The sequence below is a fragment of the Paenibacillus sp. p3-SID867 genome, assembly GCF_025142895.1.
GTDB lineage: Bacteria > Bacillota > Bacilli > Paenibacillales > Paenibacillaceae > Paenibacillus_AQ.
In genome coordinates this window covers 43,098-66,466 of the sequence record NZ_JAMBDM010000016.1, presented here as the reverse complement: position 1 = coordinate 66,466, position 23,369 = coordinate 43,098, and the positions used below count along the sequence as shown (strand labels likewise).

The window sequence follows — 23,369 nt, the reverse complement described above, 5'->3', positions numbered from 1 at the left end:
TAGGTTAGACTGCGAGTGAACGCGGGGGGCTGCTCCATCGCCCGGCATGACTTGCAATTACAGCTCTTTTGTCGCACTGCCGGACGCACACTCTACCGTTGGCCTATCATACTATTTGGTACATCCTGCGAACTTCTCCATCTTGATCTCCAATGTCTTCGTTACATGTGACCATAGAAACAAATGAAAGAATAGTAGGGGGAGTTGCCTGAATGTCTCTGGTGATTCATGAGCAGAGAAAGCCCAAAATGCAGCCTTTTTATTGGGTGATTACATTTGAAATGCACGTGCTGGGAATACTGCTTGGCCTGGCGCTGACACTGGGTCCCTTGATGCTGCTGTACCTCTGGGCCAATGTCTGGACCTGGATGAGTCTGGTTGCCATACCCGCCGGTATCTTCATGATGATTCGTCTGTCCAGAAGCCTGAAAGGGCATATCTGGAACAATACGCATCTGGACGAGTATTTGTTATACGAAGATTTTATTGAATATGAGAGATGGGACCCGGAAACGAAAGACTCCCTGAAGGGGAGCCTTAGAATCGGTGACATCAAGGAAATATACTATGGTCGATACATCTTTCAATTCAGTTATGCTTATAAGAAGAGCAAAATGACCGAATCCGTGCCTATGGCGGAGTTAATGCCGATTATGTATCTGGTTGCGGGAGAAGGGCAGACGGAACGGGCGGTGGCCATTCCTTTCACGGATCCGATGGAGGCCAACCGGTGGCTGGAGGTTATCGGCAGAAGGGACATTCCTTTATATCTGACTTCTATCATCATTCATGATCTTGGGGATGAATCGGTTGCGTCTTTGCTTCGCGAGGACGAGGATTTAGAGCGTGCCGAATTTGATGGCAATATGGAACGGCAATTCCGGCCTTACCTGGACCGTCTGGTACAGGAAAATGAGGAGGAAGACCGGGAATTGACGGAGGAGGAGCTTAATCAGCTGGAATACGAGATGAAACTCCTCGAGTACGAAGAGACGCTGCAAAAGCGAAGATCGGCTTTCCGTGGAACCGGTTTGCTGGCTTGGCTGATTTTTCCGGTTCAGTTCGCTATCGGTTATTGGCTGACACGCCAGGCAGAGCTGGGTAACGCGGACCCGGAACGTCCGTTATTCCCCATTTTACTTGTTGCACTCTCCGCGATCCTGTTTTTCTTCCTGGTGAAATGGATGCGCTGGCTCCAGATCATCATGTTCTCGTTGATTACCTTTATATCGTTTATGTTTTTGGATTTTTCCGAGATCGAAACGGATCCCTCGTACCAAATGTCCAGCATGCTCCTTGCTATAGCCATGCTGTCACTGCCTGTGGTCGGTCTCTTCTATTTGGGCATCCGGCATGTGCGCAAAGGTCGGGATGCGAAGAATCTGCCGCCGATGCCGGGGATCCAGCCCGGAGACCATCTGTCAACTTAATACGAAAACGAGAAAACGCACCCTTCACATTTGGGGGTGCGTTTCGTATCGGTATCTGTAGGTTTCCATAGGTTGGCTCGTAAAGGCGGTGTCGAGCTTTTTCTTCTCGCCAGGGGCCAGGGTTACGTTCTTGTACATCTCGGTGAAGACTTCATCTTCGTTCTTATCGTACACGAAAAGGGTGATGTGACCATGATATGTTTGGCTCTCATGGTAGTTGCCGGCATAGATCTCAATGTCCGCATCATCCTCGTTTTTATAGGCGCCAGCATGGACCACGATGTAGTCTTCAAAGCTTTGGAGCTCGGAACCCGCCTTCTTGTCCTCAAAATTTTGATCCAAATCGGTCAGCATCGTTTCTTCTTTGTAAAGGGATTCCTGGGTGATAAGACCAATGGGGATCGTCAGTATAAAATAGAAGGCCAGCGTCGATAACCCCGTGCTGCGGAGCACGGTCTTTCGGTCATAACCCCCTTTGATTAGGCCGATGAAGGCAATCAGTGCCAGCACAATGACAATGAGATGCCATGGGGATACAAACATTTCGGGATACAGTTTCATTTCTTTTCCTCACTTACTGTTGTTGAAATACAGAATATTGCAATATGTCTCCAAACCTTAAATCATTACCCTGCTTACTTGCTGATTAAACAGCTGGTATTAGTCTATGTAAATTTTGTTTGAAGAGGTTATACATTCATCATAATGGATTTGCGGGCAGCGGGGTAGAGGCGTTGGAACTGAAATTTGGTTTAAAGCCATTTATTCGATATGATGGAAGGAGATTGGCTAGGCTGTAGAGCTTGAAGCATGCCATCCATTCAAAACAAGCCGGGAGGGGATTCGAAGATGTCAGTTTACGAATATCATGCAACAAATACCAAAGGTCAGGAAGTCTCGCTCGATCAGTATGCGGGCAAGGTTCTGATTATTGCAAATACGGCAAGCCAGTGCGGACTTACGCCGCAATATGGAGAGCTTCAGCAGCTGTATGACCAATATAGCCAGCAAGGACTGCAGGTTCTTGGTTTCCCGTGCAATCAGTTTGGCGGACAGGAGCCGGGTACAAGTGAAGAGGCCGAATCATTCTGTCAATTGAATTATGGCGTGAATTTCCCAATCTTTGCGAAGATTGACGTGAACGGGGAAGATACGCATCCGTTATTTCAATATTTGAAATCAGAGCAGCCAGGACCGAATGAAGGCGGAGAGATCGCTTGGAATTTCACAAAGTTTCTGGTAGACCGCGAGGGCAAGGTGGTTCAGCGATTCGAACCGCGAGATACGCCGGAATCGATGAAGGGCGCCATTGAATCTCTGCTTGGCTAGTGCAGATAGTAACGATTACATCAACAGGGCTGTTTTCTTCGGGGATATTCCTCTGGGAGAACAGTCCTGTTTTTTGGATTTTTCATGGCACATTCCGTTAGAACAGTCGAAGCAAGATCCTCCAAGGCAGAACGTATAGGAGAGGGTGAATGCTTGAATTTCATGAGGCTGGACTCTTAATAGCTTACCCTGATACGGAACCTGTATTCTTGGTTTACCCTTGGGTATTGGCCTGAGAGCATCATGCTCTTTAGGTCAACATCTTTTATCATTCCAACTATGTGAAATTATGAACAATGTGTGAATAATGCGATTGTCTATTGAACTGTGAAATTAATCACATTATAATAAAGGCATGAAGTGAAAAAATTCACAAATAATATTACCAGTCACCGCATTCATGCTCAACAAGCGTTACCAAGCATGAATCCAGGCAAAAGAGCTCATCTTAATCAAATATACAGCTTCACACTTGGAGGAGGAAAAACCATGAAAGTAGCAGTTATCGGTTGTACCCATGCAGGAACGTCCGCCATCGTGAATACCGCCAAACTTTACCCGGAAGCACAGATCACCGTTTATGAACGCAATGATAACATCTCATTCCTGTCTTGCGGCATCGCGCTTTACGTTGGAGGCGTTGTAAAAGACCCTGACGGTCTGTTCTACTCTTCGCCTCAGAAGCTCGACGAGCTGGGTGTTGAAACCAAGATGAAGCATGAGATCATTTCGGTGGATACGGATAAGAAAAGCTTGAAAGTTCGGAACCTGGTTACAGAAGAAATTTTTGATGATGCCTATGACAAACTGATTATCACAACCGGATCATGGCCAATCGTACCGAAGCTTGAAGGCATCGATCTGAATAATATTCTGCTCTGCAAAAACTACAATCATTCCAATGCGATCATTGAAAAAGCGCAGGAAGCGAAACACATTACGGTTGTCGGCGCCGGTTATATCGGCGTAGAACTGGTTGAAGCCTTCCAACAGAACGGCAAGCAGGTTACCCTGATTGATAGTGCCGACCGCATTCTGAACAAATATCTGGATCCGGAATTTAGCGGCAAGATCGAGGAATCCTTCCGTGAAAAAGGGATTGAGATGGCTCTGGGCCAGACTGTGACTTCTTTCCAAGGCAAGGATGGCAAGGTGAACAAGGTCATCACCGACAAAGGTGAGATCGACACGGATCTCGTGATCCTCTGCATCGGCTTCCGTCCGAATACGGAGCTGGTGAAGGGGCAGGTGGATATGCTGAAAAATGGTGCCATCGTCGTGGACCAATATATGCAAAGCAGCAAGCAGGATGTATATGCAGCAGGCGATTGCTGCTCCGTGCACTATAACCCGACCGGTAAAATGATGTACATTCCACTGGCTACTAACGCAGTCCGGATGGGTACGCTCGTTGCACGCAATCTTGTGTCGCCGACAACCCCTTATATGGGAACGCAAGGTACGTCGGGATTGAAAATATACGAACACAACATTGCCTCGACGGGATTAACCGAAGGAGCCGCCAAGGACGAAGGCTTGAAGGTGGAGACGGTCACCATTACGGATCATTACCGTCCGGAATTCATGCCTACCTTCGAAGAGGTTACGCTGAAGGTGGTATATGAGCAAGACAGCCGTCGGATGCTTGGTGCACAGGTCATTTCCAAAGTGGATATGACGCAATCCATTAACACGCTGTCGGTATGCATACAGAATCGGATGACGATTGATCAATTGGCCTTCATCGACTTCTTCTTCCAGCCGCATTACAATAAACCGTGGAATTTCCTTAACACGGCTGGACTGCAGGCATTGCCGGCGGTCGAAACAAAAACACCGGTACATTCGTAATTGATTCACCAAGAAGACTCCCTGATTTGGGGGTCTTTTTCTTGTTTTTGAAGGATTATGGATTTTGACAGCGAATTGGAAAATATCCGGACATGTAGATTTCGACTTTCAGGAGGTAGGATAAAGTATGAATAAAAAAGTAATGTTGGCCTCAGTTGCATTGTTCTCCATGCTGCTGACGGCCGCTTGTTCCAATGATCAGGCTGATCCGCCTGCAGAGACTCCGCCGGCTGTTGTGGACAGTGGGGGGACAGGTCAGACGGGAACGTCTGAAGAACAGCCGCCTGCAGAACCCCAAGGTGAAGACCAACCGGCCGACAACGCAGAGGTGAAGCCGATCGGCGAACCTGCCGCAGTGGGCGATACGGTGGATTATCACGGCACGGTCATTACGCTGAACGGCGTACGTGAATCCGAGGGTGATGAATATTTGAAGCCCCAGCCCGGCCATACATTTAAGGTGGTTGACATTACCGTGAAGAACAATGGCCAGGAGCCGCTGGTCATCTCTTCCGCGCTGTCTTTTTCCCTGACGGATTCGAGCGATCTTAACTATACGGTTCCCATTACGGATGACGTGAAAATGCTGGACGGCACCGTTGCCCCAGGCGGCGAGCTGACAGGTGAAATACCGTACGAAGTGAAGCAGGGGGTTAAGGGACTGCAACTGAGTTATGGCGATCCGATGAAAGAAGGAAGAGCCATTTGGGCAGTGGAATAAAAAAATAATATTGGTTTCGGGATGTACGAATGATGAAAGGATTTTGCTGAGGCAAGGTCCTTTTTTCTATGTGATTGTGAAGACGCTGCTTTACATGCGGGAATGTTTTCAGTATGATTAAACCGTACAGTCGGTTTTTTATCTGTGAGCGGTGTTCATCATCTTCACAGATTCATTTTTATTAAGAGAATCAGGTTTTGGTACGTGAATTCCGGACTATTATTTCCAAGCAAGGAGTGCTTACATCGATGTCTTCAGAAAAAGCGCAGCGAAAACGCGACATGATTCTGGATAAAGCGAAGGAACTGTTCATCCAGCGCGGGTATGCGGCAACATCCATGGATGAACTGGTCAAGTATACGGGTGCCAGTAAGGGAAGCATCTACTATCACTTTGAGAGCAAGGAAGATTTGTTCGTCAAGCTGCTGGCGAAGCAGAATCAGGAATGGATGGAAGCCTGGGACGATCAAAAAGCCCGTTACGCCAGTTTCGAGGAGAAGCTGTACGGCATTGCCGATCATATGGTCGACGACTTCCAGAATCCGCTGACCAAGATTGCGGAGGAATTCTATATCAATCAGCCGGAGAATAAGACGATTTTGGGCGAGTTGCTGGCCATCCTGCAAGGTCCGCGCACGCTCTACCGCGAGATTTTAGCGGAAGGAGTAAGCGAAGGGCGAATACCTGCAGAGGATGTAGAGGAAATATCCATCATATTTGCATCGCTGCTCGATGGGATGTCGGTGTCGCACTTTGAACGGTCCCAGGAGGAATCAAGGCAGCTGTATCGCAAGGGGGTCACTTATTTTTTAAACGGTGTGTTATCGAGCCGAGGATCGTAGTGAACCGGAGGATTTATTGGAAACGCTTCTTCTCGATTTGCAAGCGGGGGCGTTTTCCGCATAAATATATTTAAACCGAATAGTCGGTTTTAACTAGGGGGATAAAACATGAGGCATTTGTTTGGCAACCGCGCGTTTGTGCTGCTGATGGTTTCGGATTTCATGCAAAATATCGGGATCTGGATCCGCAACATGGCATTGTTGTTCTTCATTATGGAGAAGAGCAACCATGATCCGGTTGCCGTATCGCTGCTTACCGTAATTGAATACGCGCCGATCTTTGTGATCTCCATGATTGGCGGCGTGCTGGCGGACCGTTGGCGTCCCAAGCGAACGATGATCTGGGGGGACATTCTCAGCTTTTTATCCATATTGCTTATCCTGTTCGTTGTGTATGCGGGATATTGGCAGGCCGTGTTTGCGGTGACCCTGGTTTCGGCTGTTGTATCACAATTCTCGCAGCCATCGTCCATGAAGCTCATCAAGCGCTGCTTGCCGGCTGAGCATGTGCCCGCGGCCACGGCTTTGTCCCAGACCTCGATGTCGCTGTTTATCATTTTGGGACCGATGGTCGGTACGACGATTTATCAAGCTTTTGGATTGCAGGCGTCTTTAATCAGCTTGTTGGTTCTATTCGGCGCTTCGGCGATCGTGCTAATGTGTCTTCCTTCCAGTGTGGATGAACCCTCTAACAATTCGGAATCGACCGGTTCTTTTATGAAGGACATGAAGGCGGGCTTCACTTATATCGGGTCCAGCCGGCTGTTGAAGGTGCTGCTGGTGGTCTATGTTTTATTGGCGCTCGGCAGCGGACTTGTTCAGCCGCTTGATATCTTTGTCATCACGGAGCGTTTACAGTTGGCAATGTCCAGCGTTCAGTGGTTCACCGCGCTAGAGGGCCTAGGTATGTTAATTGGCGGCGTCCTGGCTGCTGTCATTGCGGGGAGAGTGAAAGGCAACTACTTGTTGTTCGCCGGGCTTGCCTTCCTTGGCCTCTCGACCTTTGTCGAGGTGCTGTCTCAGTGGCCGATCCTGACCGGCACGATGCGCTTCGCAACTGGGGTGCTGATGGCGATGGCGCAGACGGTTCTGATGGCCGTGATGATGCAGCAGGTGGAAGAGAAATTCATCGGTCGGCTGAATGGCGTGATGACGCCGTTGTTTACCGGCATGCTGCTCATTGGCTCCGGGTTTACGGGATGGTATATGTCGGCAACCTCCATTGTGGTCGTGTATTTTACGGCAGGTGCGCTCTTCCTGCTGTCGTCCTTGATTAGTATGAAGCTTCCGATCTCGAACGTTCAGGCTCAGGAAAAGGAAACGCCTGTTGGGGTAGAGGCTGCCGTCGAGGCGTAGGATAGTGGTTAGAACATGTTGCTGGTAAACTGGCATAGGCTGGGTTTAGAACTTGTTTCTTGTAAGCTGGTATAAGCTTGCTGGTTTAGAACAAGAGGGCTGGTAAAAGCACCAACCAAGCGGTGTCGGAATTATTTCCTGGCACCGCTATTTTTATATGTACCGCTGGCTCGAATTGAGCGAATGATTGATCTTAAACGTGATCAGGGCAGCCAGAACACAAGGCTGTCCGATCCTGACGCACAAGGTCGTGATATAATTCACGTTCTTGCTCTGGCGGCTGCGGTACAATATGGGTAACTGTAACTGTAACTGTAACTGTAACTGTAACTGTAACTGTAACTGTAACTGTAACTGTAACTGTGACAGAAACATCAGAAGCTGCATTCGAGAGATTTCAGGACGGAATGCGGGAGAAATGGGGGAACGGCCATGGCCTATAACAAGCCTGATCGCATTGCGGAGATCACCGTGGAGAACGGGGTGAAAAAAGCACATAACTCCGTCATGAACGTAACGATATTAGGATTTTTGGCGGGTGCTTTTATCGCGCTCGGCTTTTTGCTGGATATTCGCGTGATTGCCGGGGCGTCCGAGGCTTGGGGAGGCATTGCCGGTTTTATAGGCGCGGCGATATTCCCTGTCGGACTGATTCTTGTATTGCTCGCAGGCGGAGAGCTGCTGACGGGCAACATGATGGCCGTGTCCCTGGCCAGATTCAAGAAGCGGATTTCCACGAAGGAGATGATACGGAATTTGGCTCTCGTCACGGTAAGCAATATGGCGGGGGCGTTGTTCGTCGCTTACTTCTTCGGTCATGTGACCGGTCTGACAGGCAGCGGCGTTTATCTGGAGAAGCTGGTGGATATGGCGGGACACAAGCTGGACGACAGCTTCCTGCAGGCTTTCTTGTCGGGTATCGGCTGCAACTGGCTCGTAGCGCTCGCCGTGTGGCTGTCCTACGGATCGGACCAGATGAGTGGCAAAATTCTCGGGATCTGGTTTCCGACGATGGCGTTTGTAGCCATCGGCTTTCAGCACGTGGTGGCCAACATGTTCCTCATTCCGGCCGCGATATTTGAAGGGTATTACAGCTGGGGTGAGTATTTCATAAATTTCATTCCGGTTTGGCTTGGCAATTTCGTCGGAGGCGCGCTGTTTGTGGGGGCTGCTTACGGGACCGTATATTTGAAGAAGAATGATAAGGTTGAGGTCATTCCACGCGGCGAACAAGATGCTGCGCTGCCTTCCGCTCCGGCTACCGCCACTGCTCAACAGGTTCATTCTGCGTAGAGTGTTTCTTATTATCCCGAAGCATGGTAATCAAAGACAGAGAAAAAAGCTGCGATCGACCGCTCCCTTAGGGATAGGGTCGGATGATCGCAGCTTTTTTCTTGTTGGCGGAGCGGACTCTTTGTATAAGACGCAAAAGGAAAAGCCCGCTATTTTTTTAAATGGTAAGGCACAGTCGTAATAATCACGTCTCTCCGATATAGCAAATGTGCACGGATGAGCAAGCTGGATTGATTGTGCAGGAAGTTATGCCAGCCCTTCTTGGGGATGAACTGCGGGATGATCACGGAACCTGGTAGTCGGATTCGCCTGCCTTCCGCTGTACGGTATGGATAATGCCATATAAAACAAATTCGCCATGCCGGTCTCGGGGGAGGAGACATGGGCATGGCGAATTTTTGGGAGTGGTCCATGATTTGGCAAGGAAGAGAAAGGGTCTGGGTTCCTCTTCGTTGCTCTTGATAGGAATATACCCGGAAGGAAGTAGAGTGAATCACCGATGCAGAAAAAAATGTAAGACTTTACTGGAGCCCTGATTTTCTTTTAAGATAAAGGGATATGATTCAGCGTGTACAAGGGGGAATAGACGAAATGACTCAAGCGATGATTCATCAGGAAAACGGCGTGTTTCCGGCGGTCTGTCCGTTGGACTGTCCCGATACTTGCGGCCTGCTGCTGCATAAAGAGAACGGAAAAATCGTGAAGGTTACCGGTAATCCGGATCATCCGATTACGCAGGGAGCCATCTGTAATAAAGTCCGTAATATGGCGCATCGCGTGTATCATCCGGAGCGCGTGTTATATCCGCTGCGGAGGGTAGGGCCCAAAGGTCAGGGAGCTTTCGAGCGAATCAGTTGGGATGAAGCGGTTCAGGAGATTGCTGAACGCTACAAGAAGCTGATCGAGGAGCACGGCTCTGAGAGCATACTGCCTTACAGCTTCTACGGCAACATGGGCATATTGAGCGTGGACGGCATGGACCGGAGATTCTTCAACAGGCTGGGTGCCAGCCGCCTGAAGCAGTCGATCTGTAATTCGGCAGGCAATGAGGGTTGGAAATCCGTTATGGGGTTTAATGGAGGCACCATCCCGGAGGATACCGTTCTGGCCGATGTTATTATCGTCTGGGGCGGCAACATCGTCAGCACCAATATGCACCAGGTGGTGCTCGCAGAGAAAGCGCGCAAGTCCGGTGCCAAGGTCATTGTCATTGATGTTCACAAGAACCAGACAGGGCAGTGGTCGGATTGGTTCATTCCGTTGTTTCCGGGCACGGATGCGGCACTGGCCGTCGGCCTCATGCACATTATGTTCCGTGACGGCATGGTGAATGAGGAGTTTCTCCGGAACTATACGCTTGGACATGAAGAATTGCGCGAGCATGTCAAAGAATACACGCCGGAGTATGTATCCTCCATTACCGGCATCCCGACAGAGGATATTGAGAAGCTGGCCGAGCTTTACGGCCGGGCAGATACTTCCTATATTCATATCGGTAACGGTCTTCAGCATCACGACAATGGCGGCTTGACGGTGCGCAGCATCGCCGCGCTTCCGGCCTTGACCGGACAATGGCTGAAGCGGGGCGGAGGGGCTGCCAAGTCGAACGGCGGGTACAACAGCATGGACAGCGATGCGCTGGAACGTCCCGATCTCCGGCCGAATCCGGATGCACGGACGATTAACATGAACCGGATCGGCCAAGCGCTTGCGATGACCGAGCAGCCGATTAAGTCCGTGTTTGTCTATTGCAGTAATCCGCTGGTTGTTGCTCCTGACACCGAGCGGGTGCGGGAAGGATTTGCACGGGAGGATCTGTTTACCGTCGTGCACGACCTGTTTATGACGGATACAGCCAAGTATGCGGATATCGTGCTCCCGGCAACCTCCTCGTTTGAGAATACGGATCTGTTCGCTTCCTACTGGCATCAGTACATTCAGCTGCAGGAGCCGGTCATCCCGGCGCTTGGGGAGAGCAAGAGCAATGTAGAGCTGTTCTCCCTACTGGGGCGGGCTATGGGGTTCACTGACCCGGCCTTCCATGAGACGGAAGAGGAGATGATGGCAAGAGCGCTCGACTTCCCGGATAACCCTTATCTGAACGGCGTCACGCTGGACAAGCTAAAGGAACACCGCTATGTGAAGCTTGATATGACGCCGCTTGAAACATATCTGGATCGTTTGCCGACGCCTTCGGGCCGGATCGAGCTTTACTCCGCGCAGTTGGAGGAAGCAGGTCTTCCGCCTCTTCCGACCTACGTTCCGCTCAAGGAAGGTTATGACGGTGTAAGGCGCGGCCGCGGGCACAAATACCCGCTTATGTTCATTTCGCCGCCGAACCACAACTTCCTGAATTCGACCTTTGCGAATGTGGAGAAGCATCAGAAGCTGGAGAAGGAGCCAACCCTGCAGATCCATCCGGAGGATGCAGAGGAACGCGGTATAGAGGACGGAGACATGGTTACGGTATACAACGACCGCGGAACCTATGAAGTTCGGGCCAAGGTAACGGATAAAATGCTGCCGGGCACCGTTGTCAGCCAAGGCCTGTGGTGGGAAGGCGAGGGCCGCAAACAGCGTGCCAATGCCCTTACACCCGACAGGCTGTCGGATATGGGCGAAGGGGCTACCTTCTTCTCAACGGTGGTCGAGGTCAGTACTAAAATAACCGGTGCATAAAGATGAATACATTGACTGTCTTGCGGGTCTATATGACCTCAAGGCAGTCTTTTTTTTAGAGATAAGAAAGTATAAACATCCGAGGCTTAGTAACCCCTTATCTCGGAAGAGAAACTTCCGCTAAATGCGTCTGTCTATTGAGGAAGCGTCGATAGACGTTTTTTTGTTGGCTGGAAAGGGTGAAACATTCCGGTAGAAGTATAAAAAATCGGGGTTTTATTATATAGATTCAAAATATTTCCATAGGTAGAATGATACTAAGTCAATTGCAAGCGGTTTCGAAAACGGTAAATATTCAGAGACCCGGCATGCTTTTACATCATTTCGTAACGGGAGGATAACTTATGCCGCAAGCTACTGCAGAACAGCAACCATCGCCCATTGCCCGGCAGCCAAAAGTCCATAGTAAAAATTTTCTTAGGCGATTCATGAAGCAATGGGATGTTCAGCTCATGGTGATACCCGGCGTCATTCTAGTTTTCATTTTTGCCTATCTGCCTATGTACGGCGTAATAACCGGATTTATGGATTATAACCTGTTCACCGGCTCGAGAATTTGGGATAACCCGTGGGTTGGTTTTAAACATTTTGAAGCTTTTTTTGCCGCCCCCGAGTTTGAAAGGATTTTGCGCAACACGATTGTGATCAGTTTATTGAAATTCTTTATCGGATTTCCAGCACCGATTGTACTGGCACTTTTATTGAATGAAGTTCGCCATATGTTATTCAAAAGAGTCATCCAGACGATTACATATCTGCCTCATTTCCTATCATGGGTTATTGTGGCAGGGTTCACCACCGCCTTGCTATCAACGGAGAACGGAAGCATCAACATTCTGCTGGAGAGCATAGGGGCCATTGATGAACCGATCAATTTCCTTTCGTTAAAGGAGTATTTTTGGTCGATCCTGATTTCGGCCAACGTATGGAAGGAGATCGGATTTAACTCGATTGTATTCCTGGCTGCGATTGCGAGTATTGATCCTGCTCTCTATGAGGCTGCCGACATCGACGGTGCAAGCAAGTCCAAGCAAATCTACCTGATTACGATTCCTTCGATTATGCCGGTCATCATTATCTTTATGATTCTTGCGATCGGCAACTTGCTCAATGCAGGCTTTGAGGACATCTTGCTCCTGGCATCCAATCCGGTGCTGCGGCCGGTATCCGATGTTATTGATACGTATGTCTATCGAGTAGGCCTAGGGTCACACCGTTATTCTTATGCGGTTGCTATCGGATTGTTCAAGGCGATTATCAGTGTTGGACTGCTTACGATCGCGAACTATCTGGCTCGAAGATCTGGTAATAGCTTATGGTAACAATCAGCAGCCCTCAGGAGGTACGGCATGTTAAAAAGAATTAGCTTTGGTGATAAGGTCATGCTTATCGTGATTTACGTGTTCCTCAGTTTATTAGCCTTCTCGGCACTCTATCCTTTCTGGAATGCGGTGGCTGTTTCCTTCAACGTAGGTGTCGATACCGCAAAGGGTGGAGTCACCTTCTGGCCAAGAGAATTCACAACCGAAAATTATAAAATCATACTCCAGGACGACCGACTGCTTAACGGGTTCTTCATATCCATAAGCCGTACCGTAATCGGCACCGCAACCTCCATATTCATGACAGCGCTTCTCGCATTCGGGATGACCCGAACTTATCTGATCGGACGAAAATATTACACATTGTTCTTTATATTCACCCTCTACTTTGGTGGAGGGTTGATTCCAACGTATCTCCTTATCCGTTCACTCGGTCTGATGGACAGCTTTCTGGTATTTATTATTCCATCCTTAATCAGTGTGTGGAACATGATCATTTTTCGGACCTTCTTTCGAGGTCTTCCCGTAGGGCTGGAAGAGTCAGCCCATATTGACGGCTGCAGCAATTGGGGCACATTCTTTCGGATTATTCTCCCATTGTCCGGACCGGTTATCGCCACGCTGGCTTTGTTGACCGCCGTGGGCCATTGGAATGACTGGTTTCTGCCGAGTATCTACATCACCAGTGATCATTTGCTCCCCATTCAGACGATTCTGCGGCAGACCTTGAATGCCAATATTGTATCGGGTTCAAGCTCCGTGCTCGATAGCGCTTCGGTTGCCCTACTGGATCAAGCAAGGCAAATCACTTCAAAATCGCTCACAATGGCGATGATGATCGTGGTGACCTTACCGATCATTCTTGTCTATCCTTTTGTGCAAAAGTATTTTGTCAAAGGTGTACTGGTAGGCTCGCTGAAGGAGTAGTTGACGAACGGTTTAAGGCGAATAGCTTTGAACATATATATTTTTGTTAATGAGAGGGGTTAAGTAAATGAGAAAGACGAAAAAGCCGTTGCTCGTATTGGTCTCGTTGCTATTGATAATGGTTACGGCTCTAGCGGGATGCGGAAAATCGGCAGCTCCAGCTCCAGCACCACCGGCAGCAAACAATGATGGCGAGAAGAAAACCGATCCGCCAGCAGAGGGGAATCGTGACGGCAAATGGGTACTTGGTGAGAAGCCGCTGGAGTTTTCAGCATATTCTCACTATGAGAACTCGGACTTCCCTAAATGGGAAAGCACGCCTGTCGGTAAATATTTAAGTGAAGAAAAACAAGTGAAAATCAACATGATTGCGGCTGCTGGAGCACATACGCAAAAGCTGAGTGCGATGATGGCTTCAGACGACCTGCCGGATATGATCTGGACAGACAAGAACCATCCAGACTTGGAGAGACTCCGCAAAGAAGGAAAACTGGTAGCCTATGATGATTATTTGGATAAGTATCCCAACCTGAAGACATGGATGGGCGATCTGAACATGTTACGTTCAGATGATGGCAAACTGTATATGTTCCCTAACTGGTATTCATCCAATCCTTACGGTAACGCCGGTTACGTAGTTAACAAGAAAATCTATAAAGAGCTGGGCGAGCCTCCGCTCGAAACAACGGACGATCTATATGATTATCTGGTGAAAGTTAAAGATAAGTACGGCAGCAGCATCATTCCGTTCGAGCCGCACCGTGCACAGGAAAGACAGGGACTTGGCGTGTTATACACGGCCTTCGGAGAGGGAGCAAGTTACACGAATCTGAATGCTAGCTTGCTTGCGGTTCCAAAAGACGGAAAACTGACGTCAGTACTTACAGATCCGGTATTCCGAGAGGCTCAGAAATATATTGCTAAACTGTACAGAGAGAAGCTCATCTCTCAAGATGCCTTTAACCAAACGGAAGATCAGATTTTGGAGAAAGTCATGACAGGCAGAGTGGCAGTATTTGCAGGAGCAAGTCCCACAACGATGGCAGGCGAAGCGCACCCTGAATTGATCAAACAAGATCCGGATGGCGGGTATTTCATGATTTGGCCTATTCATAAGCCAGGTCTGGATAAGAATAAGATTTATCCAGGCACCTACACAAGCTTTGGATGGAATGCTGCCTATATTACAACGGCTGCTGAGGACCCTGAAGGGATTTTCGCATTCCTCGACTGGTACACAGGTCCGGAAGGGATGAACGTCCAATTCTTCGGTCCAGAAGGAAAGAACTGGGACGGATTCGATGAAGATGGTAAGCCGAATTTCACCGAGAATTATGATCCGGCAGAAGTAGCAGAAATTCAATCTAAGAATGAGCCTGTTATGTTCGTAGGTAATACGAGTTATATTGACCCTGCCAAATATAAATACATGGAGAATCTCCCCTTCGAAGAGCAGGACTGGAGAACACGTTACCAACAAACGATTACTTGGCCAACTCAATTAAACGTTACAGAATTTGTTAACCTCAATCCGGCTCCAGATTCGGATGAAGGCATTATCAAAGCATCTGTCGATGAACTTTTCCTCGAAATCTATGCTAAGTCCGTCATGGCGAAGAGCGACGAAGAGGTTGATAAAATTCTCGATCAAGGAAACAAGGATTTGATGGATTTGGGCTATGGTCAGCTTCTGGAATGGCGGACGATCAAATGGCAGGAGAATTTAGCTAAATTGAACGGAAAATAATAACACAGTAATGTCAGGGGGACTTCCCAAAGAATCCATAAGGTTCTTTGGGATATCTCTGTTTTGCGAACATAATTGTCTGGAGGGGGTTCTATGTACAAGGTGCTGCTTGTGGATGATGAAGAACTAGATCTCGAAGGCATGAGAAGATTCATTCCTTGGTCCGATCTGCATATGGAGTTAGTGGGGAGTGTCAATAATGCATTGTCGGCATGTGAAATTATCAAGAGCGAAGATGTTGATATTTTAGTCAGTGATGTCAATATGCCTTATATGTCTGGACTCGAGCTGGCACGGATTGCGCTTGAACATAAACCTAACATGCGAATCATATTCGTCAGCGGATATCAGGAATTCAGCTATGTACAGCAAGCACTCTTATTGAAGGCTTACAGTTATGTTCTCAAGCCGATGAACGATAGGGAGCTTGTTGCTTCCTTAATCAAGGTAAAGCGGGATCTAGATGAAGAAAACAAGCAGCGCGAGGTGGAGATGGCTTATCAGGAGATGATCCCCATTGTCAAAAGCGATTTTCTTATACGTCTGCTTGAGCGGGAAGAATCAGAAGAATTACTGACAAAGATGAGTATCTCTTATGAATTCGACCAGTTGAAATGGCCGGTTCGCGTCGCAGTCATGGAGCTCGATAATGTTTCATGGCGTCAGGCGGGGAGCCTTTCCTCACAGAGGGAATTGGCGAGAATATTCCTGCAACGTATTCAAGAGGCGATTACGGATAGTGGGAGCAGCATGCTTCCTTACTGTAAGCTGTCTTCGCAACGAGTAGCGATACTGCTGGAGGACAGTAACGCTACTCCAACGATAAGCACACTGATGGATAGCGTTCAGCAGCATTTGATGACATCCATGACAACGGGCATTGGTGAACCCGTACGCACCTTGGATCAACTTCACCTGTCGTATAGGCAGGCTGTTGAAGCGGTGGAAGGCAAGATGTTTCTGGGCAAGGGAAGTATTATCAAGTACGAAGACGTCAGTGCCGAGCCGGGAATGCTGGATGCAAGGATGCTTGATGAACGCATGAACGTCCTCTTAAAGGCAATGGAGGAATACGAGCTGGTTCAAATCTGTGATGAACTGGAAAAATTATTCGGCTCTATAAGGAGTCTGCGCTCCCGTTTTACCGTGCATAATATGTCGAATTATATTATATGGAAGCTCGAACAATATTTAAGCAGTCGCAATGAAGACTTGTTTGACCTGTTAGGCATGGATATTCATCATCTGGATATCTTGATGCAGTTCGAAACCGTCAGCGATATTCGTTCATGGTTCATCCAGCGTATATTCGAAATTTCCGAAAGATTATATGAGAAATCCAATTCCAAGGATAGTAAATTCATCCGCAGTGTCATCCAAACGATGAAAGAACGAATGAGTGAGAATATAACGATAAAGGATATTGCCCAGCATTTTTCTTTTTCGCCGAGTCATATCGGATTTTTGATTAAAGAGAGGTCAGGAAATACGTTTAATGAACTACTTGTACAACTGCGCATGGAAAAAGCGTGTGAATTGCTAAAACAGCCTGGCCTTAAAGTTTATGAAATCGCCGATCAGGTAGGATACCGCTATCTTCCTTATTTCAGCCGACAATTCAAAGAAAAATTCGCCATGACACCCATGGAATACCGAAAGAGAGAATTGGGATGAACAATCACTGGATTCCATCATCCGGAACAGACGGCAAGAAGCTGGGGTATATACCCGTCGGTTATAAGCTCATGCTGACCTTTACGGTCTTTACTTTGCTATTGGTTTCTGTAAACTTTTATATTTCGCATTCGATGTATGATGAGACTATGCGCGAACAGACCCGCGTCAACATCCAGGGGACGCTTCAGCAGATTCGGGATAACGTTGCCTATAAGGTGGATGATATCGTCCAGACATCGGCGACATTGTATGATGATCCTGCATTCATTCAGAGCATCCGCCGGGATTTATCGGGTGCTGATAATCATGTCCGCATGAACAATGTGATTCTCCCAAAGCTAGAGAGCGCTGCAAAGGCGGTTGGCCTTAATTTAAGGCTATCCGTCTATTTTCATAATCAAACGGTGTACGAGAAGTATAAAAATTGGAATCTCGAAATCAACCAAGATTTCAACGAACAAACCTATGATATTTACCATATGACTCGGGTTTCCAATGAGTTTTGGTATTTCACACTGCCGGGGGAGAAATACAATGCAACCATGATCTGGAGGCAGGTGGAAGAGGATGAGCGGGATGGACGGATCTCGATGATTCGACGAATGGTGGATATGAACAATCCGCTGCAAATTAAAGAAGTGGGAATCATGCGGTTCAGTGTTCGCTTGTCGCAGCTGTTCGATAGTGTAGATTACGCGAAACTTGGGGACGGAAGTATGTTATCGGTACTGGATCCCTTCGGGAATGTGGTGTTTACCTCTGGCCCATCTGTTGAAGATAATAACGAAACCCTCGTCAAAGTAAATGAACCTACGGGGTTAACAGCACACGATCAGAAGCATTATTTGATCATCGAAGAAGATTTGCCACAGAAGAACTGGAAGATCGTTGCGCAAGTTCCGCTTAATATTATTGAACAGGAAGCGAAGAGAGTACGAACCGTTTTGATAGTCATTTGTATCATCTGCGTAGTGTTATTTACATATACGGGGTATGTTATTTCCCGATCTTTCTCTAAGCGAATTCTGAAGATTGTAGGGGTACTCAATGCATTTCGGGAAGGGGATCTGCATAAACGGATCGCTTATCGGGGCAAGGGGGAGTTCCCTCAAATTGCGAATGCCTTGAATGCGATGGGCGAGGATATCGAAGCGTTAATAAAAAAAGTGTATTTAACCCAGCTACAAAAGAAGGAAGCAGAGCTTGAAATGCTGCAAACGCAGATTAATCCTCATTTCTTATACAATACGCTATCCTCCATTAATCAGCTTGCGAAATTCGGGGAGACGGAGAAACTTCAGGATATGGTGGTGCAGCTGGCACAATTTTATCGGCTTACCTTAAATTCAGGCAGAATATTGATACCCATCGCTTTAGAGATTGAGCAGGCCAATGCGTATCTGGATATTCAAAAAGTAAAATATGGTCAGCGCATGGAAGTCACTTTTGATATCGACACGAATATATGGCCTTACGAGACTATAAAACTGATTTTACAGCCCTTCATTGAAAATGTGCTGAAGCATGCTTGGAGTGGAGATCGTATTCATATTCGGGTTTCAGTCCAAAAGGAAGGCGATGATATCCTGTACAGAATCATAGATGATGGCCTGGGTATGAAGCAGGAACGAATCCAAGAGATATTGGATCCCCAGGATCATAGTCACACGGGCTGCGGGATTCGAAACATTGACCAGCGGGTGAAGCTGCATTATGGGAGCGAATACGGCGTGTCCATCTTCAGCAAAGTCGGAATCGGGACTTCGGTTCAAATACGCATACCTGCAAGATCCAGAAATTCAAACCCCGATAAGAAGGCGGCGGGGTAGACGGGGAGCTCTGAACCAAGGGATTCTTCAACAATTGAGGATCCGCTGTTTAGCGTCCTGTTCGCTGTTATGGTAAAGCGTCAATGAATGTGCTTGCTAAAAATGGATCTCTCAAGCGATACTAGGATTTGGGCGATAAGAAGTGACAAGCAATGTTCATTCTTACAGGATTATAGGACAGCAAAAAGACGGCGTTCGCCTCTTTTTTGAAGAATAATTAGAAAAAGCCCGCATGGGCTTTTTTTTTAACATATTAGAATTTATAAAGTTTTTTGGGGTCCCCGCAAAGTATTTGGAATAAGCATCGGAGCATAGGCTCCACTTTGTGGGGCTATTTTAGGTTATATGCGTAAATTTACTGCTGCGAGGCTGCTGGGAGATAATAAACATGAAATGGTTGGAGCAGTACCCTAAGGAAGTAAAAGGTTTTCTTGTTGCAAGTCTCGTTGCCTCTGCAGGCGGGTCCCTGATGTGGCCGCTGACAACGATGTATGTATTCGATGAACTGGGACGCAGCATGAAGGATGCGGGTTTTGTCATACTGATTCAGTCCATGGGGGGAATTGCCGGTCAACTCCTTGGCGGTGCGCTGTACCACCGGGTTGGGGTGAAAAAGCTCATTGTGGGCTCGCTGCTGCTGAATGCCCTCGGACTGTTCACCCTTCCGTTCATTAATGGACTATGGGGCTTGTTCATCGCGATGATGGGTTTCATCGGATTCTGTAACGCGATATCGATGCCAGCCATACAGGCATTTATCGGCTTCCGGTTTGCCGATCGGCGGGGCGAATTGTTTAATGTCATTTATGTTGCGAATAATATCGGCGTAGCCTTGGGAACGGCCATGAGCGGTTTCCTGGCGGAGATATCGTATCATTTAAGCTTTGTCTTAAATGGCGTCACGTCCTTCGGATTTGCGATTTTCTTCCTGTCCTATCTGACGAAGCTGGGCGGAACAGGCGTATCGCAAGGGTCCCATCATCCCCAGCCCAAGAGTCCGCTGCCGGCGGGCCCCGGCGCTTGGGCATTGCTCGGGAACACCCGAATCTATCTCTTTATGGGATTGGGTTCTCTGTTTCTGTGGTTCGGTAATTCCATCTGGAATACAGGGGTGTCTCCGTTCATCATCTCGGAGGGGATGTCCAAGACGGCCTACGGTTATTTATGGACGCTGAACGGGATCCTCATTTTTGCCGCGCAGCCGCTCACGAATGCCATCAAGCGTTGGGCGGCCCGTACGGAGAGCAGTCAGATGACGGCAAGCGCTTTGTTCTATCTGGCAGCTTATGTCGTCATTGTGACGGTGCACAGTTATCCGGGCATGATCCTGGCGATGGTGTTGGCCACATTGGGGGAAATGCTGATTTCGCCTGCGATCCCGGCTTTTATCTCGGAACGTGCAGGACAAGCGGCTCCGTTCTATATCGGCGTGACAGGCGGCATGGGTGCCGCAGGCCGGGTGATTGGGCCTTATGCGATGGGAACGATGTATGACGGCGGCGGGTTGACGCCGGTGGCATGGTTGGCTGTAGGTGTTGCCGTGTTGTCATTCCTGTCATTTGCCGTGCATGCCCGGATTAGTAAGGACATCCCGCTGCATCAAGACGCTCATGACAAGAATGCAGGTCACCTTAACGCATAGCCCAAGTTCTAATAGTTGATATAATTTCAGGATAGAGATTAAGCAGCAGGCCTTCTTCGGGGCTTGCTGCTTTTTTTGTCTAAGGTTTAGCGTGAAGGGAGCCGATATGTTAGGCGCGGATTTCAAGCGATTGGCCGGAGAGGGCGGCACCGATTGTCGTGGATATTTATGCCTCTATTCATGAACAATAATTCTTGACCCGTGAAACTCGTCTGCAAGAAGCAAACCGGTCTGGTATAATAGAGGGAATGGTTATCAAAGCGAGGGATGGCGATGAAGACCGGTCAAGAGACATTGACCATCCGGTTCTCCGAGATGAAGGATGCAGCTGCACTCATGGAACTCGATGAACTGGTATGGGATCGCAATACGGCCCCTGCCCCATTGGAGTGGAACTCAAGAGATCATTATCTTCTGCATTGTCCGCCAGGCACACAGCTCGTGGCCTTGCATGAGGGGGAACTGTGCGGTTACATCGGATTCCGGTCGCCCACAAGCCTTCACAGTAATCGTCATGTGCTGGAGCTGAACATCGCGGTTCACCCTGCTTATCAACGGCAGGGCATCGGGCAGCGGCTGATCGATGCTGTGAAGGATATGGCGCGCGCAGAGGGCATTTTGAAGCTGAGGCTGCGGGTGTTGTCCAGCAATCCTGGCGCATTTGCTTTTTACAGGAACTGCGGGTTTCAGGAAGAGGGCAGGCTGATTCAGGAGTTTTATGTGGATGGACGTTACGTCGATGATATCTTAATGTGCTGCTTCTTATCATGATTGATCACATTATGGTATCCCTCTAGGCCGGTTACCGAGCGGCAGAGAGATGAAGGTCATAGGGTTGAACAGTCCGGCAGCTTGCCGGGCTGTTTCGTATGTTAAGGCCAACCAGGGTTTTCTGGTTGGCCTTATGTTATTTGGCCCGCCACTTAAAACGGCTTCTGGACAAGGGCATACGCTATTGCATATAGTAGATGAAAAGAAAAGAAGGCGGAGGTTATTTTCCATGACTATGGGCATTGTATCGCTGAATGTGGGAAAGCCTGTAACGGTTGATTACCAGGGAAAGGACCTGTCCACGGGAATCTATAAGCAGCCTGTGGAGGGTCCCTTGTTCCTAAGTTCATTGAATTTCGAGGGGGATGGTCAGGCCGATCTCGTCAATCACGGCGGCGTGGATAAGGCGGTGTGCGCGTACCCCTTCGAGCATTATCCTTATTGGGAACACTCCTTGGGCAAACAGATGGCGTATGCTGCCTTTGGCGAAAACCTGACGCTGCGGGGGATGCTGGAGGATCGGGTCTGCATCGGGGATGTATACCAGATAGGCGGCGCGGTGGTACAGGTCAGCCAGCCCCGATATCCTTGCTTTAAGCTGTCGCAAAAGCATGGCGTAAAAGATATGCCGGCAAGAGTATTGAATACGGGCTACAGCGGGTTTTACTTTCGAGTCCTGGAGGAAGGGGATGTCCGTGCCGATTCAGCGGTCACTCAGCTTGAGTCCCATGCTTCCGGCATAACGGTGCAGGACGTGCTTCGCATGATGAAGGATGGACGGAAGGATGAACGCGGATTGTCCCGCATGCTGGAGATCGATGTGCTGTCAGCCAGCCTGAAGTCGCAATTCGGCAAATGGCTGGAGACCCTGCGGGAGAATCAGGAGTGAGACGATGGTTCTTGCCAGGCTTCTAAGCCAAGGTCAGCCTATATTCTAGAACACATACAGACAACAAAACCGGCTTGCGTCCTTATCGTAGGATTCAAGCCGGTTTTGTTCCGGATATAGAGATTACCTCATCCGCTTCCATTCGCTCTGAATCATGCCGTAGACCGCGTGGTTAACATAGCCTTGGGGCAGCTTCTCGGCTTCCCTTATGACTCCCTCCAGCACAAACCCCAGCCGTTCCGGAATGGCCCGGCTGCGATGGTTAGCCGTTGCACAGCGGATCTCCACCCGGTTCAGGCCCATGCGCATCAGCGCGTGATCCGTGAACGCGCGGCATGCGCTTGTCATCAGGCCTTGCCCCGTGAAATGCTGATCCAGCCAGTATCCGATACTGACCGAGCGGTTGTTCCAATCGATCTCATGAAACGAGATGGTGCCTGCCAACTCCTCCCGGACCCAGATGCCGGCCGAGAAGCCGCCGTTCTCGGCCGCTTGCTTCATGGCGCCTTTGATATAATTGACGGTATCGTTGACTTCGGTGACGGCATCCACCCACGGAAGCCACTTGCGCAGGCGGTCCCGGGAACGATCGGTAATCTCGAACATCGCCCGTGCATGCTCTATGGCAAGCGGGCGCAATTCAACATGGTCATCTAATGTGTATCCAAACATAAGGTATCTCCTTTGTTCACTCGTGAAGTGTATGTAGCTTTAACGAGTCCGCTTCACTTTTTGCTCCAATGCGTAAATATCTTCTTCAAGGGAAATCATACGCTGACTGACAACCGTTCTGCAGTCGCTGAGCGCTTGATTGTATAGATGAGGCCCTAAGGTCTCCGTGAAAAAATCAAGAACACCCTCTGCGGCTAGATGGCCGAGGGTTTCGCCGCGCTCGGTTTCAAAGTATTCCTGAACCAGTCCAATCAGCTGTTCGCGTTGTTCTTTAGGGAATTTGGTAGGTTTCATAAGATGATTGCAGGCCTCCTTCATAGCTGTTTTTCTCTTCATGCTACCCTATTGACCAGCCCCCGTCAAAACGATTTTCGCCGGCATTTTCGGCTGCG

19 protein-coding genes and 1 pseudogene are annotated in these 23,369 nt (G+C 48.7%); 16 read left to right on the top strand and 4 right to left on the bottom strand.

Annotated elements, in window-relative coordinates:
* Positions 1 to 212 precede the first annotated feature (212 nt).
* Positions 213 to 1,430, top strand: coding sequence for a hypothetical protein (locus M4D81_RS26655; protein ID WP_260068621.1), 1,218 nt, complete (start codon positions 213 to 215; stop codon positions 1,428 to 1,430).
* 24 nt (positions 1,431 to 1,454) lie between these two features.
* On the opposite strand, the gene M4D81_RS26650 is transcribed toward M4D81_RS26655, so the two are convergent.
* Positions 1,455 to 1,991 carry a hypothetical protein gene (locus tag M4D81_RS26650; protein ID WP_260068620.1) on the bottom strand — a complete coding sequence of 179 codons (537 nt, stop codon included), beginning with the start codon at positions 1,989 to 1,991 and terminating at the stop codon, positions 1,455 to 1,457.
* A gap of 288 nt (positions 1,992 to 2,279) precedes the next feature.
* On the opposite strand from M4D81_RS26650, the gene M4D81_RS26645 reads away from it, so the two are divergent.
* The 6 genes from M4D81_RS26645 (at position 2,280) to M4D81_RS26620 (ending at position 8,822) form a co-directional block, all read left to right on the top strand.
* Positions 2,280 to 2,759, top strand: a complete 480-nt coding sequence (locus M4D81_RS26645; RefSeq protein ID WP_260068619.1) for a glutathione peroxidase — start codon at positions 2,280 to 2,282, stop codon at positions 2,757 to 2,759.
* 489 nt (positions 2,760 to 3,248) lie between these two features.
* A complete protein-coding gene (locus tag M4D81_RS26640; protein WP_220687274.1) occupies positions 3,249 to 4,610 on the top strand; it encodes an FAD-dependent oxidoreductase in 1,362 nt (453 codons plus the stop codon).
* A gap of 127 nt (positions 4,611 to 4,737) precedes the next feature.
* Complete coding sequence (locus M4D81_RS26635) at positions 4,738 to 5,331, top strand: DUF4352 domain-containing protein (protein ID WP_260068618.1); 594 nt, start codon at positions 4,738 to 4,740, stop codon at positions 5,329 to 5,331.
* 248 nt (positions 5,332 to 5,579) lie between these two features.
* On the top strand, positions 5,580 to 6,173 hold the full coding sequence (locus M4D81_RS26630) for a TetR/AcrR family transcriptional regulator (protein ID WP_260068617.1): 594 nt from the start codon (positions 5,580 to 5,582) through the stop codon (positions 6,171 to 6,173).
* 108 nt (positions 6,174 to 6,281) lie between these two features.
* The gene (locus M4D81_RS26625; protein ID WP_260068616.1) at positions 6,282 to 7,529 is read left to right on the top strand and encodes an MFS transporter; all 1,248 of its coding nucleotides are present in this window, start codon (positions 6,282 to 6,284) and stop codon (positions 7,527 to 7,529) included.
* Between the two features lie 432 nt (positions 7,530 to 7,961).
* Positions 7,962 to 8,822: a formate/nitrite transporter family protein gene (locus M4D81_RS26620; protein ID WP_071218833.1), complete on the top strand. Its 861-nt coding sequence runs from the start codon at positions 7,962 to 7,964 to the stop codon at positions 8,820 to 8,822.
* A gap of 149 nt (positions 8,823 to 8,971) precedes the next feature.
* Here the strand turns inward: M4D81_RS26620 and M4D81_RS34880 are convergent.
* Positions 8,972 to 9,156 (bottom strand): annotated as a pseudogene (locus M4D81_RS34880) (amino acid permease); the annotation flags it as partial.
* Between the two features lie 257 nt (positions 9,157 to 9,413).
* Between M4D81_RS34880 and M4D81_RS26615 the strand changes: the two are divergent.
* The 9 genes from M4D81_RS26615 to M4D81_RS26575 all read left to right on the top strand — a co-directional run bounded on the left by M4D81_RS26615 (position 9,414) and on the right by M4D81_RS26575 (position 22,305).
* Entirely contained in the window at positions 9,414 to 11,501 is a 2,088-nt protein-coding gene (locus tag M4D81_RS26615; RefSeq protein WP_260068615.1) for a molybdopterin-containing oxidoreductase family protein, read from the top strand.
* Between the two features lie 344 nt (positions 11,502 to 11,845).
* Complete coding sequence (locus M4D81_RS26610) at positions 11,846 to 12,823, top strand: ABC transporter permease (protein WP_071218835.1); 978 nt, start codon at positions 11,846 to 11,848, stop codon at positions 12,821 to 12,823.
* A gap of 27 nt (positions 12,824 to 12,850) precedes the next feature.
* On the top strand, positions 12,851 to 13,750 hold the full coding sequence (locus M4D81_RS26605) for a carbohydrate ABC transporter permease (protein WP_194539970.1): 900 nt from the start codon (positions 12,851 to 12,853) through the stop codon (positions 13,748 to 13,750).
* Positions 13,751 to 13,817: 67 nt separating this feature from the next.
* Positions 13,818 to 15,497 (top strand): extracellular solute-binding protein, encoded by a 1,680-nt coding sequence (locus M4D81_RS26600; RefSeq protein WP_260068614.1) that lies wholly within the window; start codon positions 13,818 to 13,820, stop codon positions 15,495 to 15,497.
* Positions 15,498 to 15,590: 93 nt separating this feature from the next.
* Positions 15,591 to 17,171: a response regulator gene (locus M4D81_RS26595; RefSeq protein WP_260068613.1), complete on the top strand. Its 1,581-nt coding sequence runs from the start codon at positions 15,591 to 15,593 to the stop codon at positions 17,169 to 17,171.
* Positions 17,168 to 19,003, top strand: a complete 1,836-nt coding sequence (locus M4D81_RS26590) for a cache domain-containing sensor histidine kinase (protein ID WP_260068612.1) — start codon at positions 17,168 to 17,170, stop codon at positions 19,001 to 19,003. Before M4D81_RS26595 ends, M4D81_RS26590 begins: the two co-directional genes overlap by 4 nt.
* Positions 19,004 to 19,391: 388 nt before the next feature.
* Complete coding sequence (locus tag M4D81_RS26585) at positions 19,392 to 20,645, top strand: MFS transporter (RefSeq protein WP_260068611.1); 1,254 nt, start codon at positions 19,392 to 19,394, stop codon at positions 20,643 to 20,645.
* Between the two features lie 273 nt (positions 20,646 to 20,918).
* Positions 20,919 to 21,416 (top strand): GNAT family N-acetyltransferase, encoded by a 498-nt coding sequence (locus tag M4D81_RS26580; protein ID WP_071218898.1) that lies wholly within the window; start codon positions 20,919 to 20,921, stop codon positions 21,414 to 21,416.
* Positions 21,417 to 21,645: 229 nt separating this feature from the next.
* The gene (locus tag M4D81_RS26575) at positions 21,646 to 22,305 is read left to right on the top strand and encodes an MOSC domain-containing protein (RefSeq protein WP_260068610.1); all 660 of its coding nucleotides are present in this window, start codon (positions 21,646 to 21,648) and stop codon (positions 22,303 to 22,305) included.
* A gap of 123 nt (positions 22,306 to 22,428) precedes the next feature.
* Here the strand turns inward: M4D81_RS26575 and M4D81_RS26570 are convergent, their stop codons facing one another.
* Positions 22,429 to 22,977 (bottom strand): GNAT family N-acetyltransferase, encoded by a 549-nt coding sequence (locus tag M4D81_RS26570; protein ID WP_113059576.1) that lies wholly within the window; start codon positions 22,975 to 22,977, stop codon positions 22,429 to 22,431.
* Positions 22,978 to 23,016: 39 nt separating this feature from the next.
* Positions 23,017 to 23,271 carry a DUF2164 domain-containing protein gene (locus M4D81_RS26565; RefSeq protein WP_071218900.1) on the bottom strand — a complete coding sequence of 85 codons (255 nt, stop codon included), beginning with the start codon at positions 23,269 to 23,271 and terminating at the stop codon, positions 23,017 to 23,019.
* Positions 23,272 to 23,369: the final 98 nt, after the last annotated feature.

Coding starts and splice junctions, on each gene's coding strand:
- M4D81_RS26655 (WP_260068621.1), top strand. CDS start 213: ATGTCTCTGGTGATTCATGAGCAGAGAAAGCCCAAAATGCAGCCTTTT.
- M4D81_RS26650 (WP_260068620.1), bottom strand. CDS start 1,991: ATGAAACTGTATCCCGAAATGTTTGTATCCCCATGGCATCTCATTGTC.
- M4D81_RS26645 (WP_260068619.1), top strand. CDS start 2,280: ATGTCAGTTTACGAATATCATGCAACAAATACCAAAGGTCAGGAAGTC.
- M4D81_RS26640 (WP_220687274.1), top strand. CDS start 3,249: ATGAAAGTAGCAGTTATCGGTTGTACCCATGCAGGAACGTCCGCCATC.
- M4D81_RS26635 (WP_260068618.1), top strand. CDS start 4,738: ATGAATAAAAAAGTAATGTTGGCCTCAGTTGCATTGTTCTCCATGCTG.
- M4D81_RS26630 (WP_260068617.1), top strand. CDS start 5,580: ATGTCTTCAGAAAAAGCGCAGCGAAAACGCGACATGATTCTGGATAAA.
- M4D81_RS26625 (WP_260068616.1), top strand. CDS start 6,282: ATGAGGCATTTGTTTGGCAACCGCGCGTTTGTGCTGCTGATGGTTTCG.
- M4D81_RS26620 (WP_071218833.1), top strand. CDS start 7,962: ATGGCCTATAACAAGCCTGATCGCATTGCGGAGATCACCGTGGAGAAC.
- M4D81_RS26615 (WP_260068615.1), top strand. CDS start 9,414: ATGACTCAAGCGATGATTCATCAGGAAAACGGCGTGTTTCCGGCGGTC.
- M4D81_RS26610 (WP_071218835.1), top strand. CDS start 11,846: ATGCCGCAAGCTACTGCAGAACAGCAACCATCGCCCATTGCCCGGCAG.
- M4D81_RS26605 (WP_194539970.1), top strand. CDS start 12,851: ATGTTAAAAAGAATTAGCTTTGGTGATAAGGTCATGCTTATCGTGATT.
- M4D81_RS26600 (WP_260068614.1), top strand. CDS start 13,818: ATGAGAAAGACGAAAAAGCCGTTGCTCGTATTGGTCTCGTTGCTATTG.
- M4D81_RS26595 (WP_260068613.1), top strand. CDS start 15,591: ATGTACAAGGTGCTGCTTGTGGATGATGAAGAACTAGATCTCGAAGGC.
- M4D81_RS26590 (WP_260068612.1), top strand. CDS start 17,168: ATGAACAATCACTGGATTCCATCATCCGGAACAGACGGCAAGAAGCTG.
- M4D81_RS26585 (WP_260068611.1), top strand. CDS start 19,392: ATGAAATGGTTGGAGCAGTACCCTAAGGAAGTAAAAGGTTTTCTTGTT.
- M4D81_RS26580 (WP_071218898.1), top strand. CDS start 20,919: ATGAAGACCGGTCAAGAGACATTGACCATCCGGTTCTCCGAGATGAAG.
- M4D81_RS26575 (WP_260068610.1), top strand. CDS start 21,646: ATGACTATGGGCATTGTATCGCTGAATGTGGGAAAGCCTGTAACGGTT.
- M4D81_RS26570 (WP_113059576.1), bottom strand. CDS start 22,977: ATGTTTGGATACACATTAGATGACCATGTTGAATTGCGCCCGCTTGCC.
- M4D81_RS26565 (WP_071218900.1), bottom strand. CDS start 23,271: ATGAAACCTACCAAATTCCCTAAAGAACAACGCGAACAGCTGATTGGA.